Raw genomic sequence first — 14317 nt, 5'->3', positions numbered from 1 at the left:
TTCATGCGGCGGTCCCAGCTTCGGCTCTCCTTCGTCGAGCCTCGCTGAACCGCTCGGTTCATGATTTTGCACCTCAGTCAGGAATCCAGCTGCCGTGAAAACCGTGCGGAACGCGACGCGGCAGCCGCACCCGGGCGACCGGTTCGGCGTCGAACTCCGACGCGCCCAGGATCACCAGTTCGCTACACTCGCGGACCGGGCTGTAGACGTAACTCAGGTACCAACCGGCCGATTCGTCGGTCTGCCCCGGTGCCGGAGCGAACACCGCCTCGTCGGGCGCGCCGGCCATCCCGTTGACGCCGAACCGGTGGACCTCGGCGCTGTCGCGGGCCAGGTCGTAGCGGACCAGACCGTCTGCGCCGACGGCGACGGCGTAGCGGGCCGCAGCGCCCACCCGCCGGTCGTCGACGCGGGGGAACTCGATGTCACGATCGTCGAGCTGAACCTCTTGCACGACGCCCGCGTCCAAGTCGATCGTCCAGCGCCACAGCGAGGCGTCGGTTTCGAAATCACTGTTGGCACGCCAGATTTCCGGGTAGCGGACCACCTGCATCACGATCGCGTCGCCGTGGGGTGACGACACATCGAACGCGTTGGCGACGTGGAAGACGTAACACGGGTTGATGTCGAACCACCGAACCGGACCGAACGGGTCATCGCGGCGCAGCACCCCGAGGCGGGCGCCGTAGTCGTCGTCCCACCGGTACGGCAGGTCACGCTCGATGGGCCGGGTGAGCGCAACCTGCGGATTGAACACCAACGGCAGGTCCAGGAACACCACATGCTGCGCGGTCAACGCGAAGTCGTGCATCAGCGTCAGCCCGGGGACATCGATCGGACGGCGGACCTGGACCGCGCCGTCGGCGCCGGCGCGGTAGTAATTGATGTGCGGGTGGGCAAGGTCGCCGTAGCCGAAGAAGTGCAGCTCGCCCGTGATCGGACACACCTTGGGATGCGGCGCCATGGAATCGGTCAGCTTGCCGGCGAAGTCGTAGGCGCCCAGCGTGTCCAAGTCGGGGGTCAGTTCGTAGGGCAATGCGGTGTCCATCAGCGCCAGGGTCTTGCCGGCGTGCCGGATGACGTGCGTGTTGGCCGCGCTGGAGTGCAGATTGCGGCTGCCGTCGGCGTTGAACAGCGGCAGGGGGTGTTCGAAGCTCTCGGTGCGCACCCAGCGGTTGCGGTACCAGGCGGCCCGGCCGTTCTCCAGCCGAACTCCGTGCACCATGCCGTCGCCGGTGCACCAGTGCCCGCCCGCCTCGCGGGGGTTGGGGCCGTTGCGCAGATACCAGCCGTTCAACTCCGGCGGGATGCTGCCGTCGACGGGCAGATCGAACTCGGTGAGCTCGTCGGGGACCGGAGCGTAGTTGCCGGGGCGAAAGACCCTGAAGACCGTCTCCGGCGGCTGAAGAACCGCCACCGCAGCACCAGAGTCATGGCCGTTGACATGACGGACGACACCGGCGGCTGCGCGACCCGCGGTGAATTCGCTGTCGGCTGTCACGTCGTCGGATTCGGTGAAGTCCTCTTCATCCAGCAACGACAGGACAGCCGGCATCTCGGACAACTCGGTGACGGCGTCCTGGCACAGCAGGCACTCGTCCAGGTGCGTCTCGAACTCGCGGTAATCGGACTCCGAGAGTGACCCCAGCACATAGGCGGCATCCCACAGGCCGTACTCGTGGTCAAACGTCATTGCACCGTTCCCATATCTCGCAGTGTCTGTTGCAGTGTCCGCAGCGCGTAGTGCAGCTGGGTCTTCACGCTGCGCTCCGCGATTTCCAGATCGACCGCGATCTGCTCGGTGCTCCATCCGAAGTAATAGGCACGGCGTAGCAGGGCCCGGTGTTCGGCGGAGAGCTGCGCCAGCGCGGCGGCGACCATGGCTCGGTTCGGTGCAAAGTCGCGGTGCATGGCGCTTGACGCGCTGCTGAGGCGGGCCCGGGCCTGGTCGTCGGTGGTCATGGCGGTTCAGGCCCGGCCCGTACGCGCAGAAGTGTCCGGCCGCGGTGTGCCCGCGGCCGAGAATCGATCTGCCGCTGGTCTTCCTCTACCCATGCACCAGCCTCCCGGAAGTGACACGGAGCAGCGTCCCGTCCGGTTCAGTGTCGCGCGCGCCGGGCGGCCGCGGTAGAGGCTCTTTAGGTCGTGGTGACCAGCGTCAGCTGCCAGGCCTGCAGCCACGGCTTGATGAGCTGAGCGACGGAGGACTCGCGTGGCTGCGCGCAGGCCGTCTCGGGATCCTCGCCGTCGGACTCCGCGGTGAGGATGCCGACCGCTTCGGCGGTGCCGTCGGGGCGCATCCGGTAGGCCGGGCCACCCGCGTCACCGCAGGTGGTAGCCGCGGCGAACCTGACCTTGTCCTTTCCGCTGGCAGCCACCGGACCGCACATCGGCTCGCCGCTGCGGACGCCCAAATGACAGAGCGTGTCGCCGACCTTGATGTTGTCAGCGACGCCGCTGACCGGGTGTCCATCGACCTCGGAGGTCAGCGGGAACTTGTCGGGGTCGTCCAAGGTGATCAGGCCGATGTTGTTGCCGTCTTTGCCGTCGTAGACGCTCTCGGTGAAGGCGCCGACGGTGGGGTACAGGGCACCGTTGTGGATGGACACCGTTCCGGAGCCGCCGGGTTTGTTGCAGTGCCCCGCTGACAGCAGTCCCGGTCGGCCGTCCTTGCTGCGTACGAGGAAGCCCGCGGTGCAGCTGGTGGCCTCGGAGCTGCCGGTAGAGGACACATTGATGCCGACCCCGGGGCCGATCGCCTCGGCCGGCGGCTGCGGGATGAGCTGCTGCACCGGCTGGGCGCGGCTGACCCAGACCATGCCCGCCAAGACCGTTACGACGCCGGCCGCGATGGACAGACGTTTGAGCAGGGTTTTGGGCGGGGGTCGTCGAAAGGCGGCCATCTGGGCGAGGGTACCGAGGGTGGGGCGGGTGTGCAGGTGGGGCGCTTACGCGGAGGGTGAACAGGGGGGACAGCTGCGACCATGTACCCATGACCGCAACACTCGTCGCCAAGAATGTGGCCGGCGGCTTCGCGCACCGCACCCTGTTCGAAGGCGTTGACCTGACCGTGGCACCGGGCGACGTCATCGGCGTCGTGGGTGCCAACGGCGCGGGCAAGAGCACCCTGTTGCGGATCCTGGCCGGCGATCTGGAGCCGCTCGACGGTGCGGTCAACATCGCCCCGGCCGATGCGTTCGTCGGTTGGCTGCCGCAGGAGCACGAGCGGGTGGCGGGGGAGACCGTCGGCGCCTATATCGCTCGCCGGACCGGCTGCGCACAGGCGGCGCAGGCCATGGACGCCGCGGCCGCGGCCCTGGCCGATCCGGATCACGCCCCCGCGGGTACCGATCCGGCCGACGCCTACTCCATTGCGCTCGACCACTGGCTGGTCACCGGCGCGGCGGACCTCGACGATCGGGTGCCGGCGGTGCTGGCCGACCTCGGACTGGACGCCGAGGCGGTGCAGCCCGAGTCGACGCTGATGACCGGACTGTCGGGCGGACAGGCCGCCCGGGTGGGCCTGGCCGCGCTGATGCTGTCGCGGTTCGACATCGTCCTGCTCGATGAACCGACCAACGATCTCGACCTGGACGGGCTGGCCCGGTTAGAGCAGTTCGTCCGTGATCTCCGCGGCGGGGTAGTGCTGGTCAGTCACGATCGAGAGTTCCTGGCCCGCAGCGTCACTCGTGTCCTGGAACTGGATCTGGCCCAGAACACGACGACCGTCTTCGGCGGCGGATACGACAGCTATCTCGAGGAACGGGAGATCAATCGCCGGCACCGGCGTGAGCAATACGACGAGTTCGCCGAGAAGAAGGCCGATTTGGTGGCCCGGGCCCGTGTTCAGCGGGAATGGTCGAGTCAGGGCGTCCGCAACGCGATACGCAAGGCGCCCGACAACGACAAGATCCGCCGCCGCGCCGCCACCGAGTCCAGCGAGAAGCAGGCGCAGAAGGTGCGCCAGATGGAGAGCCGGATCGCCCGCCTCGAAGAGGTCGTCGAACCCCGCAAGGAATGGACGCTGCAGTTCACCATCGGGGCTGCGCCACGGTCCAGTTCGGTAGTCGCGACACTCGACAATGCCGTGGTGCGGCAAGGCGATTTCGTCCTCGGACCGGTGTCGCTACAGGTGGATGCCGGCGAGCGGATCGGCATCGTGGGCCCCAACGGGGCGGGAAAGTCGACGTTGCTGCGACTGCTGCTCGGTCGTCAGCAGCCCGACGCCGGCCGCGCAAGTCTGGGCGCCAACGTCGCTATCGGTGAAATCGACCAGGCGCGCGCCGATTTCACCGGCCCCGCCCGTCTGGTCGATCGCTTCGAGCAACGGGTGCCGGACTGGTCGACCGCCGACGTGCGCACCCTGCTGGCGAAGTTCGGGCTGACCGCCGACCATGTGGAGCGCACGGTCGACGACCTTTCGCCCGGGGAACGTACCCGCGCCGGCCTGGCGTTGCTGCAGGCCTGCGGCACGAACGTGCTGGTCCTCGACGAACCGACCAACCATCTCGATCTGGCCGCCATCGAACAGCTTGAGCAGGCGCTGGAGACCTACGACGGTGCGCTGTTGTTGGTGACCCACGACCGCCGGATGTTGCAGAACGTCCGGTTGGACCGCACTTGGCGGGTCGAAGCCGGGAGTGTTACCGAGCTGTAGGCGGAAGCGGTTATCCGAGGCGGCCGTGAGCCGGCCAACGATCGAAGCGTCAGCCCGAGCCGTTGGGAAACAGCGTTTACGCCAGAGTCCAGAACGGCTCGATCGCCGCAAGAAACCTCTACCGCATTCGAAGAATCGGTCACTCCGAGCCGTTGCCGGCTTGCGTGTCGATGACGGTTTGGATCAGCTCGGCGATGCGCTGCTGTCCGGCCGCGGTCATGTCGAACTTGGCGCGCATCTCGGCGAAGCCGGTAGCGACCTGTCCGAATGTTCCGTCGACCTGCGCGAACCGTTCGTCGATCTGTCGAAAGCCATCGACCATGTCCTGGCGCAACGCGTTGAAGCTCCCGATGGTGGCCCGCTGAAAGTCACGGATCTCACCGCGGATCTCACCCACGTCGCGATCAGCCCCACCGGCGAGCACCCGGGCTGCGGCGGCGTCGCGTTCGCTGGCGCTGACCCGGCCGCGCAACTCGCCCACCTGCACCTCCAGGGCGCTGACCCGTGACTCGAGGTCCTTCGGCGGCATGGTGGCAGCGTACGCGGAACCGGCGGCATGAGAAGTCTGTCTATCCACAAGCGCTCGACGCTCGCAAGGCCACCCCGCGGTCTTATCGCGCCGGCCGCCGAACCCCACAAGAGTCCGGCGACTTTCCGGTGAATGGGACGGGGCTGGCATTTTCCTTAGAGGTATGATGTGGTGTAGACCACGTTGGAAACCTTGATGTGATGCACACCACAGGAGATGGGGCAATGACCACTTTTCTGAGCGGCTTGGCTGCCACCGCTGCCACCGCGACCGTCGGCGCCGGCATGATGGGTCATGCCACCCTGGCGTTGTGCGTCGGTCTGGTGTCGGCCGCCTTCTTCGCCGGCCAAATCTGCTGATTCCACCGCGGCGGTCGGTCAGCTGCAAGATCTAACCGGCTGATATCCCCGGCGCTATCCGATTCGAACTCATGTCATACCGCCAGTCGCGGTACGCCTGTGGCGGGTGGGGACCATCTCACCGCCTGCACACGCGACAACTATCGTCGAGCGATGACACCCGAGGAGCGGCTCACCGCGCTCGAACAGATCGAGGCGATCAAAGCCCTCAAGCACCGCTACTTCCGGGCGTGTGACGCCAAGGACCCCGAAACCTTCCGGGCCTGCTTCATCAATCGCGGGGCCGACATTCATTACGGACCCCTGGGCGGGTTCGACGACGCCGATCAGATCGCCGCGGTATTCACCAAGATCGCGCTGCACAAGGTGGACGGCAAACCGGTGATCCTGGACATGCACCACGGCATGCATCCCGATATCACCATCACCGGCCCCGGCACCGCCACCGGGCGGTGGACGCTGAAGTTCCGGCAGCTCAACATGATTGAGCGCACCGAACGCCTGCTCACCGGCGAGTACGACGACGACTACGTGATCGAGGACGGCGCCTGGAAAATGGCCCGCAGTCACTTCCGCCAACTCTGGGTGATCACCCGGCCCCTCGGCGACGACGCCATCGTGGAGGCCTAGAGATGAGCACCCGAATCGCCTTGGTCACCGGCGCCAGCCGCAGCGTCGGCAAGGGAGTTGCGCTGGCGCTCGGCTCGCACGGCTGGACCGTCTACGTCACCGCCCGCGGCGAAGTCGGGGCCGACGGGCCACTGGATCAGACCGCGCGGGAAGTCACCGAGTGCGGCGGGCGCGGCATCGGTGTCCAGTGCGACCACCGCGACGACGAGCAGATCGCGAAGCTGTTCGCCCGCATCGGCGACGAGCAGGACGGCCGGCTGGATCTGCTGGTCAACAACGTGTGGGCGGCGCCCAAGGGATTCGCCGGGTTCACCGAGAAGTTCTGGCAGCGCCCACTGTCGGACTGGGACACCCTGATCGGGGTGGGCCTGCGCGCCCACTACGTCGCCTCGGTGCATGCCGCGCAGCTGATGGTCCCGCGCGGCGCCGGCCTGATCGCCAACATCTCCTCGTTCGGGGCCCGCGGGCACCTGCACTCGGTGCTCTACGGCGTGTCCAAGGCCGGGCTGGACAAGATGGCCGCCGACATGGCCGTCGAGCTGACCGGAACAGGGGTGAGCGCGGTATCGCTCTGGCCCGGATTGGTGAAGAACGAAGTCATGCAGGGCTTCATGGCCCGTGGCTTGGACAACTTCCAGGGCTTCCCGCTGGCCAACGCCGAAACCCCGGAGTTCATCGGCCGCGTCGTCGCCGCCCTGGCGAATGACCCGGACCTCGCTGCCCGCAGCGGGCACACCCTGATCACCGCCGAGGCCGCGCTGGATTACGGCGTCACCGACATCGAGGGAAACCAGCCGGACTCGCACCGCGAACTGTTCGGCGGCGGGCCGCTGTACTGACGGCGCCTACCAGTTGCTCGGCGCGTAATCCTTGAGGAAGCACCCGTACAGATCTTCGCCGGCTTCCCCACGCACGATCGGGTCGTAGACCCGCGCGGCGCCGTCGACCAGATCCAACGGGGCGTGAAATCCCTCCTCGGCCAGTCGCAGCTTGGTGGGATGCGGGCGCTCATCGGTGATCCAGCCGGTGTCCACCGCGGTCATCAGGATGCGGTCGTTCTCCAGCATCTCGCCGGCACTGGTGCGGGTCAGCATGTTCAGCGCGGCCTTGGCCATGTTGGTGTGCGGGTGGCCCGGACCCTTGTAGCGACGGCTGAACTGCCCCTCCATCGCCGACACATTCACCACGTACTTACGGCGCGCGGTAGCCGCCGCCATGGCCGGGCGAAGCCGGCTCACCAGGATGAACGGCGCGGTCTGGTTGCACAGCTGCACCTCGAGCAACTCCAGTGGGTCGATCTCGTGCACGTGCTGGGTCCAGCTGTTGACGGCGGCGGTGTCGGGCAGCAGCCCGCCCGCGTCGATGGCGACGCCTGCGGCGATCCGCTCGGGGGACGCGCTGCGGGCGGTCAGGGCCAGTTCGGTCAGTGCGTGTGGCTGCTGGTGCTCGGCGAGGCTGCCGGCCAGGGCCGCCGGGTGTGCGTCGCTGACATGGTCGAAGGTGATCACGTCGACCAGCTCGCCTGCGGGGGTGCGCTCGGCCTCGACGAGGGCGGCATAGGAGCCGGGCGCGCGCCGCACCGTCTGCGCGGCGTTGTTGATCAGGATGTCCAACGGGCCCTGGGCAGCGACCGTGTCGGCCAGCGCGACGACCTGGGCCGGGTCGCGCAGGTCGATACCCACCACCTGCAGCCGGTCCAGCCAGTCGGCGCTGTCGGGCATCGCGGCGAAGCGCCGCACGGCATCGTTGGGGAATCGGGTGGTGATGGTGGTGTGCGCACCGTCGCGCAGCAGCCGCAGCGCGATGTACATGCCGATCTTGGCGCGCCCGCCGGTGAGCAGGGCCCGTCGTCCGGTGAGGTCGGTACGCGCATCGCGTTTGGCCCGGCTCATCGCGGCGCAGCCCGGACAGAGTTGGTGATAGAACGCGTCCACCTGCGTGTAGTGGGTCTTGCAGATGTAGCAGGCCCGCGAGCGCAGCAGCGTGCCCGCCGACGCCCCGACCGCGGCAGACACCAGCGGAATGCCCTGCGTCTCGTCGTCGATGCGGCCCGGCGCCCCGGTGGCGGTGGCGGCGATGACGGCCTGGTCGGCGGCGGCCACCGCGTCGCGGCGGGCGGTCCGGCGGGCCTTCTTGACCGCCTTGAACATGCGCGCGGTGGCCCGGCGCACGGCCACGGCGTCCGGGTGCTCCGGTGGCAGCGAGTCGATCTCGGCGAGCACCTGTAGGCAGGTGGCGAGCCTTTCCGGGTCGATGACGGTCACGCCTGGTAAGGGTACGGCCCCGTAACGACCGGCAAAAACACGACAGACCCGCGATCGGGATCAAGGCAGTTCCACGCGGTCAGATCATCAGGTAATCTAAGCAACGCTCTACGCGCGGAACTCGGGTTCCGTATCGGTTGGCAGCATGGTTTCTTCGCCTGAATTGGGCGGCGCGCGAGCCGGGTTGCCCCCGTCTGGATCTGATCGACCCGAACGACCGAGAGGCATGCACCCGGTGTTCCGACTGATGAAGCGGTTCTGGATTCCGCTCTTGCTGGTGGTTGTCGTGGCACTGGGCGGCTATGCCATTTCCCGGATTCGCGAATCTCTGGGACACCAAGGCCCGAACCTGGCGGAAGGGTCCGCAATCACCGAGAACTTCAATCCGAAGCACATCACCTACGAGATCACCGGGACCGGTGGGACCGCAAACCTCAACTACCTCGACGAGAATGGGCAACCGAATCTCGTCGAGAACGCGTCGTTGCCTTGGTCGTTCACGATCGTGACGACGCTGCCGTCGATGTCGGCCAACATCATGGCCCAGGGCGATCGCAACACCCGCGACCTTCGATGCCGGGTGACCGTCGACGACGAAGTGCGCGATGAGCGGGCCAGCGACGACACCATCAAACCGTTCATCTACTGCTTGGTGAAATCCGTATGAGCGAGCCGCAGACCCACCGCCCCTTCTTAGGCCGGATGGTCCGGGTGTTCTCGGTGCCGATCATCTTGTTCTGGGTGCTCCTCGTGATCGTCCTGGGGGCGGTGATCCCGTCACTGGGCGAGGTCGCGGCCACCCGGTCGGTCCCGATCAGCCCTACCGGTGCGCCGTCGTACGCGGCGATGCTCAATATCGGCAAGGTATTTCAGCAGTACGATTCGGACTCCACGGCGATGGTCGTGCTCGAGAGCGATGAGCCGGTCGGGGAGGCCGCGCACAAGTTCTACGACGAGATCGTCGCCAAACTCGAGGCCGATCACGAGCACGTGCAGAACATCCAGGACTTCTGGAGTGATCCGCTGACCGCGGCGGGTTCGCAGAGTGTGGACGGCAAGTCCGCCTATGTGCAGATCTTCCTCAATGGCTCGCAGGGCACCACCGAAAGCCATGAGTCGGTGGCGGCGGTGCGCGACATCGTTGCGTCGGTGACCCCGCCGCCGGGTATCAAGGCCCATGTCGCGGGCAACACGGTCCTGAATGCCGACACCAGTGTGGCCGGCCACCAAAGCATGCATCGGCTGGAGTTTGTGTCGGTCGCCATCATCATCGTGATGCTGCTCGCCATCTATCGCTCGGTGGTGACGATGCTGATCTCGATGGTCGCCATCGGCCTGGGACTGTTTGCCGCAATGAGCGTTACGGCCGCGGCCGGCAACATGAACATCATCGGCCTGACCCCGTATGCGGTGAGCATGGTGACGATGTTGTCCATCGCCGCGATCACGGATTACCTGATCTTTCTCCTCGGCCGATATCACGAAGAAAGAGCTAACGGCCTCGATCCCGAAGAGGCGTTCTATGTTTCCTACAGTGGCGTCTCGCACGTCATCCTGGGTTCGGGGCTGACCATTGTCGGCGCCTTGATGTGCCTGAGCATGACCACGCTGCCCTACTTTCAGACCATGGGGCCGCCCTGCGCGATCGCGATTCTGGTCGTCATCGCCGCCTCACTGACACTGGCCCCGGCGATACTCACCGTGGCATCGAAGTTTGGGCTGCTCGACCCCAAACAGAAACTCTCGACGCGGAACTGGCGCAAGGTCGGAACCATCACGGTCCGCTGGCCCGTCCCGGTCATCTTGATGAGCAGCGCGCTTGCCGTCGTGGGCTTCATCAGCTTGCTGACGTATGTACCGCAGTACAACGACCAGAAGTTCACTCCCGCCGACATGCCGGCCAACCTGGCCATGGCCGTCGCGGACCGCCATTTCTCCCAGGCCCGGATGAACCCCGAACTGTTGATGCTCGAAACCGATCATGACCTGCGCACCCCCGCAGACATGCTGGTGATCGAGAAGGTCGCCAAGAGCGTCTTTCGCATGCGGGGCATCGATCGGGTGCAGACCATCACCCGCCCACTGGGCGCACCGATCGAGCACAGCTCGATCCCATTCCTGCTCGGTGCGCAGAACGCCGGCACCCTGCAGGCCGCGAAGTTCAACAACGACAACTCGGCTCAGATGCTCGAACAGGCCGACGAGATGAGCAAGACCGTCGCCAACATGGAGCGCATGTACGCCATCACCAAGGAGATGACGGAAGTCACCCACAGCATGGTCGCCAGGACCCACGACATGGCGGACACGACTGATCAATTGCGTGACCATATCGCCGATTTCGATGATTTCTTCCGGGTGTTCCGCAACTACTTCTATTGGGAACCGCACTGCTTCGACATCCCGATCTGCAACTCACTGCGATCGATCTTCGACACCATGGACGGCATCGACGAACTCGACGAACAGATACAGAATCTCACCGTCGATATGGACCGTCTGGACAAGTTGCTGCCGCAGATGCTGCCGGTTCTGCAGAACACCATCGACTCGATGACGACGATGCGCGACTTCATGCTCGCGACCCACAGCACCATGGCCGGAACCCAGGCCCAGCAACAGGAATTGGCCAAGGGCGAGACGGAGATTGGCCTGTACTTCGATCAGGCCAAGAACGACGATTTCTTCTACATGCCGCCGGATGTGTTCGACAATCCTGACTTCAAGCGTGGCATCAAGATGTTCATGTCGCCCGATCACCAGTCGGTCCGGATGATCATCACCCACCAGGGCGACCCGGCCTCGGTGCAGGGCATCGCACATGTCCGGGACCTCAAAGACGTTGTCGCCGATGCCCTCAAGGGCACCCCGCTGGCCAGCGCGAAGGTCTCGCTGGCCGGTACCGCATCGCTGTACGCCGACATGCAGGACGGCGTCGTCATCGACCTGATGATTGTGCTGATCGCGTCGCTGATCCTGATCTTCGCGATCATGCTGATCATCACCCGCAGCGTGGTGGCCGCCCTGGTGATCGTCGGGACCGTGGCCGCATCCTTGGGTATCGCGTGCGGATTGTCGGTCCTGCTCTGGCAGGACATTCTGGGCCTGGGCGTGCAGTGGATCGTGATCCCGTTGTCGATGGTGATCCTGCTGGCAGTGGGTTCGGACTACAACCTCCTGGTGGTCTCGCGCCTGCGGGAGGAGATAAACGCCGGGCTCAACACCGGCATCATCCGGGGTGTGGGGGCTACCGGGCGTGTCGTCACCGCGGCGGGCCTGGTGTTCGCCTTCACCATGATGGCGATGATCGTCAGTGACCTGCGCGTGGTTGGCCAGCTCGGTACGACTATCGGTATCGGCCTGATCATCGACACGTTGATTGTCCGGGCGTTCATGACACCGTCGATCGCTGCGGCGCTGGGTCGCTGGTTCTGGTGGCCGCTCAACACTTTTGAGATCACCCGGCGGGGCCGCAGCGGACCCGGACCGCAGCCGGCCGAAGACAACACCGCGCCCATTCCGCAACCCACATCGTAGGTGTCTGGCGATGGCAGACACCGATTCGAAATTGCGCAGGCGCACCGATGGGCGACTCGATCGGTCGCGTGATCCCGCGATCCTCGATGCCGCGTTGGCCGCGTTGGCCGAGAACGGCTACGACGACACCAACATGAACGACATCGCCGCGCGCGCCGGTGTCGGCAAGGCCGCCATCTATCGCCGCTGGTCGTCGAAGGCTGCGCTGATCGCCGATGCGCTGGTGTACTGGCGGCCCGACCTGATGGATGACGACGTCGCCGACACCGGCAGCCTGGTCGGCGATTTCGACGCGTTGGTGGGACGGATGGCGCGCACCGACGACGCGCTGATCCCCAACGACGTGGTGTTGCGGGTCGCGGTCGAGGCCGCCCATGATCCACACCTGGCCTCGGCGCTCGATGACATGCTTCTGCTCAAGGGCCGGCGGGTGGTGACCACCATCCTGCAGCGGGCCGCCGACCGTGGCGAGGTGGCGTCCGGGCGCGACTGGTCGCTGGTCGCCGATGTGCTGGCCGGGGTAGGTCTGATCCGGGTGATGAGCGGTCAGAGCTTCGACGCAAAGTTCGCCCGGCAGGTCATCGACACGCTGGTCCTTCCCGCTGTTCTCGCGGCGAACGCGCAGACCGATCGCCACGCGGCCGACGCCGGGACCGATTATTGATTTGTTCCAGATCGCCCATACACTTGCTGACGCAATGACCGACAACGCCCTGGATTCGCCGACGGTCGCCGCAGCGCCGCCAACCGGCCGGATCTCCTCCGAAGCAGCCCGGCGCCGCACCTTCGCCGTGATCAGCCATCCCGACGCCGGCAAATCCACCTTGACCGAGGCCCTGGTGCTGCATGCCAAGGCCATCACCGAGGCCGGTGCGGTGCACGGCAAGTCTGGTCGTCGTGCCACGGTTTCGGACTGGATGGAGATGGAGAAAGCCCGAGGCATCTCCATCACGTCGACGGCCCTGCAGTTCCCGTACCGCACCCCCAAGGGGCAGGACTGCGTCATCAACCTGCTCGACACTCCCGGCCACGCCGACTTCTCCGAAGACACCTACCGGGTGCTGACCGCCGTCGACTCCGCGGTGATGCTCATCGACGCCGCAAAAGGCCTCGAGCCGCAGACCCTCAAGCTGTTCCAGGTGTGCCGTCATCGTCGGATCCCGATCATCACCGTGATCAACAAATGGGACCGTCCCGGCCGGCATGCCCTGGAATTGATGGACGAGATCCACACCCGCATCGGGTTACGGCCCACCCCGCTGACCTGGCCGGTCGGCATCGCCGGAGAATTCGACGGGGTGCTCGATCGCCGGTCTGGAAACTTCATCCGGTTCACCCGTACCGCCGGCGGCGCCACCGCGGCACCCGAGGAGCACATCGCCGCGGCCGATGCGCAGGCCGCGGCCGGGGATGACTGGGATACCGCGGTCGAAGAGTGCGAGCTGCTGTCCGCCGACGGATCCGACTTCGACCGCGAGGCGTTCCTGGACTGCACGGCGACACCGGTGCTGTTCACCTCGGCGGCGTTGAACTTCGGGGTGAATCAGCTTCTCGACGTGCTTACCGAGTTAGCGCCGGCTCCCGGCGGGGCGCTCGACGTCGACGGCGGCCGGCGCGCCACCGACGCACCGTTCAGCGCCTTCGTGTTCAAGGTGCAGGCCGGCATGGACTCGGCCCACCGCGATCGCATCGCTTTCGCGCGGGTGTATTCGGGAACCTTCGAACGTGGCGATGTCCTCACCCACGCCGCGAGCGGCAAGCCGTTTGTCACCAAGTACGCCCAGTCGGTGTTCGGCCAGCAGCGTTCCACCTTGGACACCGCCTGGCCCGGTGATGTGATCGGGTTGGCCAACGCTGCCGCCCTGCGTCCGGGCGACACGTTGTATTGCGAAGTGCCCGTGCAGTACCCGCCGATCCCGAGCTTCTCGCCCGAGCATTTCTCGGTGGCACGCAACGTCGATCCCAGCAAGCACAAGCAGTTCCGTCGTGGCATCGAGCAGTTGGACCAAGAGGGTGTCGTGCAGGTGCTGGTCTCCGATCGCCGGGGAGAGCAGGCGCCGGTGCTCGCCGCGGTCGGACCGATGCAGTTCGAGGTGGCCGCACACCGCATGGCCAGCGAAATGGGCGCGCCGATCACGCTGGAACCGCTGCCGTATCAGGTCGCGCGGATCGTGGACGCCGGCGACGTCGACTTCGTCAACAAACAGTCGTTGGCGGAAGTCTTGATCCGCACCGACGGCGTGCACCTGGTGTTGTTCTCCAACGCGTGGCGGCTGCAGGGTTTCCAGCGCGACAACCCCGACGTACAGCTGCGGTCCCTGGTGGCCGCCGAGGGGTAACC

Annotated in this window: 13 protein-coding genes; 8 read left to right on the top strand and 5 right to left on the bottom strand. The window is 66.1% G+C overall.

Translation table 11 applies throughout. The annotated features are described in order from the left end of the window. Window positions 1–73: 73 nt before the first annotated feature. The 3 genes from ACJH71_RS01925 to ACJH71_RS01915 all read right to left on the bottom strand — a co-directional run bounded on the left by ACJH71_RS01925 (window position 74) and on the right by ACJH71_RS01915 (window position 2903). Window positions 74–1693, bottom strand: a complete 1620-nt coding sequence (locus ACJH71_RS01925) for a carotenoid oxygenase family protein (RefSeq protein WP_406756335.1) — start codon at window positions 1691–1693, stop codon at window positions 74–76. Beyond that, complete coding sequence (locus ACJH71_RS01920) at window positions 1690–1962, bottom strand: sigma factor-like helix-turn-helix DNA-binding protein (RefSeq protein ID WP_406756334.1); 273 nt, start codon at window positions 1960–1962, stop codon at window positions 1690–1692. Before ACJH71_RS01920 ends, ACJH71_RS01925 begins: the two co-directional genes overlap by 4 nt. Before the next feature lie 176 nt (window positions 1963–2138). Further along, the gene (locus tag ACJH71_RS01915) at window positions 2139–2903 is read right to left on the bottom strand and encodes a S1 family peptidase (protein WP_406756333.1); all 765 of its coding nucleotides are present in this window, start codon (window positions 2901–2903) and stop codon (window positions 2139–2141) included. Between the two features lie 89 nt (window positions 2904–2992). Here ACJH71_RS01915 and ACJH71_RS01910 point away from each other — a divergent pair, with 89 nt between their 5' ends. Further along, entirely contained in the window at window positions 2993–4657 is a 1665-nt protein-coding gene (locus ACJH71_RS01910) for an ABC-F family ATP-binding cassette domain-containing protein (RefSeq protein WP_406756332.1), read from the top strand. Between the two features lie 139 nt (window positions 4658–4796). Here ACJH71_RS01910 and ACJH71_RS01905 read toward each other — a convergent pair whose 3' ends face one another. Next, a complete protein-coding gene (locus ACJH71_RS01905; RefSeq protein WP_406756331.1) occupies window positions 4797–5186 on the bottom strand; it encodes a hypothetical protein in 390 nt (129 codons plus the stop codon). Between the two features lie 224 nt (window positions 5187–5410). Between ACJH71_RS01905 and ACJH71_RS01900 the strand changes: the two genes are divergently transcribed. The 3 genes from ACJH71_RS01900 (at window position 5411) to ACJH71_RS01890 (ending at window position 7014) form a co-directional block, all read left to right on the top strand. Next, window positions 5411–5545, top strand: coding sequence for a hypothetical protein (locus ACJH71_RS01900; RefSeq protein WP_268811455.1), 135 nt, complete (start codon window positions 5411–5413; stop codon window positions 5543–5545). Window positions 5546–5698: 153 nt separating this feature from the next. Then, the gene (locus tag ACJH71_RS01895) at window positions 5699–6175 is read left to right on the top strand and encodes a nuclear transport factor 2 family protein (protein WP_406756330.1); all 477 of its coding nucleotides are present in this window, start codon (window positions 5699–5701) and stop codon (window positions 6173–6175) included. 2 nt (window positions 6176–6177) lie between these two features. Continuing rightward, the gene (locus ACJH71_RS01890) at window positions 6178–7014 is read left to right on the top strand and encodes an SDR family NAD(P)-dependent oxidoreductase (RefSeq protein ID WP_406756329.1); all 837 of its coding nucleotides are present in this window, start codon (window positions 6178–6180) and stop codon (window positions 7012–7014) included. A 6-nt stretch (window positions 7015–7020) separates the two neighbouring features. Here the strand turns inward: ACJH71_RS01890 and ACJH71_RS01885 are convergent, their stop codons facing one another. Then, window positions 7021–8439, bottom strand: coding sequence for an SDR family NAD(P)-dependent oxidoreductase (locus tag ACJH71_RS01885; RefSeq protein WP_406756328.1), 1419 nt, complete (start codon window positions 8437–8439; stop codon window positions 7021–7023). A 235-nt stretch (window positions 8440–8674) separates the two neighbouring features. Between ACJH71_RS01885 and ACJH71_RS01880 the strand changes: the two genes are divergently transcribed. The 4 genes from ACJH71_RS01880 to ACJH71_RS01865 are packed head-to-tail and all read left to right on the top strand — an operon-like array spanning window position 8675 to window position 14315. Next, complete coding sequence (locus ACJH71_RS01880) at window positions 8675–9106, top strand: MmpS family transport accessory protein (protein WP_406756327.1); 432 nt, start codon at window positions 8675–8677, stop codon at window positions 9104–9106. Next, the gene (locus tag ACJH71_RS01875; protein WP_406756326.1) at window positions 9103–11976 is read left to right on the top strand and encodes an RND family transporter; all 2874 of its coding nucleotides are present in this window, start codon (window positions 9103–9105) and stop codon (window positions 11974–11976) included. The genes ACJH71_RS01880 and ACJH71_RS01875 overlap by 4 nt, the downstream gene beginning before the upstream one ends. A 10-nt stretch (window positions 11977–11986) precedes the next feature. Continuing rightward, window positions 11987–12640 carry a TetR/AcrR family transcriptional regulator gene (locus ACJH71_RS01870; protein ID WP_406756325.1) on the top strand — a complete coding sequence of 218 codons (654 nt, stop codon included), beginning with the start codon at window positions 11987–11989 and terminating at the stop codon, window positions 12638–12640. A gap of 34 nt (window positions 12641–12674) precedes the next feature. Then, entirely contained in the window at window positions 12675–14315 is a 1641-nt protein-coding gene (locus tag ACJH71_RS01865; RefSeq protein ID WP_406756324.1) for a peptide chain release factor 3, read from the top strand. The last annotated feature ends 2 nt before the right edge of the window (window positions 14316–14317 follow it).

The organism is Mycobacterium sp. SMC-15, assembly GCF_045310925.1.
Classification (GTDB): Bacteria; Actinomycetota; Actinomycetes; order Mycobacteriales; family Mycobacteriaceae; genus Mycobacterium.
The sequence above is the reverse complement of the archived record's forward strand: the minus strand, read 5'-3'. Positions and strand labels throughout refer to the sequence as shown.

What these genes read in the sequence shown, in the direction of transcription:
- ACJH71_RS01865 (WP_406756324.1), top strand. Translation starts at nt 12,675, where the DNA reads ATGACCGACAACGCCCTGGATTCGCCGACGGTCGCCGCAGCGCCGCCA.
- ACJH71_RS01895 (WP_406756330.1), top strand. Translation starts at nt 5,699, where the DNA reads ATGACACCCGAGGAGCGGCTCACCGCGCTCGAACAGATCGAGGCGATC.
- ACJH71_RS01910 (WP_406756332.1), top strand. Translation starts at nt 2,993, where the DNA reads ATGACCGCAACACTCGTCGCCAAGAATGTGGCCGGCGGCTTCGCGCAC.
- ACJH71_RS01890 (WP_406756329.1), top strand. Translation starts at nt 6,178, where the DNA reads ATGAGCACCCGAATCGCCTTGGTCACCGGCGCCAGCCGCAGCGTCGGC.
- ACJH71_RS01900 (WP_268811455.1), top strand. Translation starts at nt 5,411, where the DNA reads ATGACCACTTTTCTGAGCGGCTTGGCTGCCACCGCTGCCACCGCGACC.
- ACJH71_RS01915 (WP_406756333.1), bottom strand. Translation starts at nt 2,903, where the DNA reads ATGGCCGCCTTTCGACGACCCCCGCCCAAAACCCTGCTCAAACGTCTG.
- ACJH71_RS01875 (WP_406756326.1), top strand. Translation starts at nt 9,103, where the DNA reads ATGAGCGAGCCGCAGACCCACCGCCCCTTCTTAGGCCGGATGGTCCGG.
- ACJH71_RS01905 (WP_406756331.1), bottom strand. Translation starts at nt 5,186, where the DNA reads ATGCCGCCGAAGGACCTCGAGTCACGGGTCAGCGCCCTGGAGGTGCAG.
- ACJH71_RS01920 (WP_406756334.1), bottom strand. Translation starts at nt 1,962, where the DNA reads ATGACCACCGACGACCAGGCCCGGGCCCGCCTCAGCAGCGCGTCAAGC.
- ACJH71_RS01870 (WP_406756325.1), top strand. Translation starts at nt 11,987, where the DNA reads ATGGCAGACACCGATTCGAAATTGCGCAGGCGCACCGATGGGCGACTC.
- ACJH71_RS01925 (WP_406756335.1), bottom strand. Translation starts at nt 1,693, where the DNA reads ATGACGTTTGACCACGAGTACGGCCTGTGGGATGCCGCCTATGTGCTG.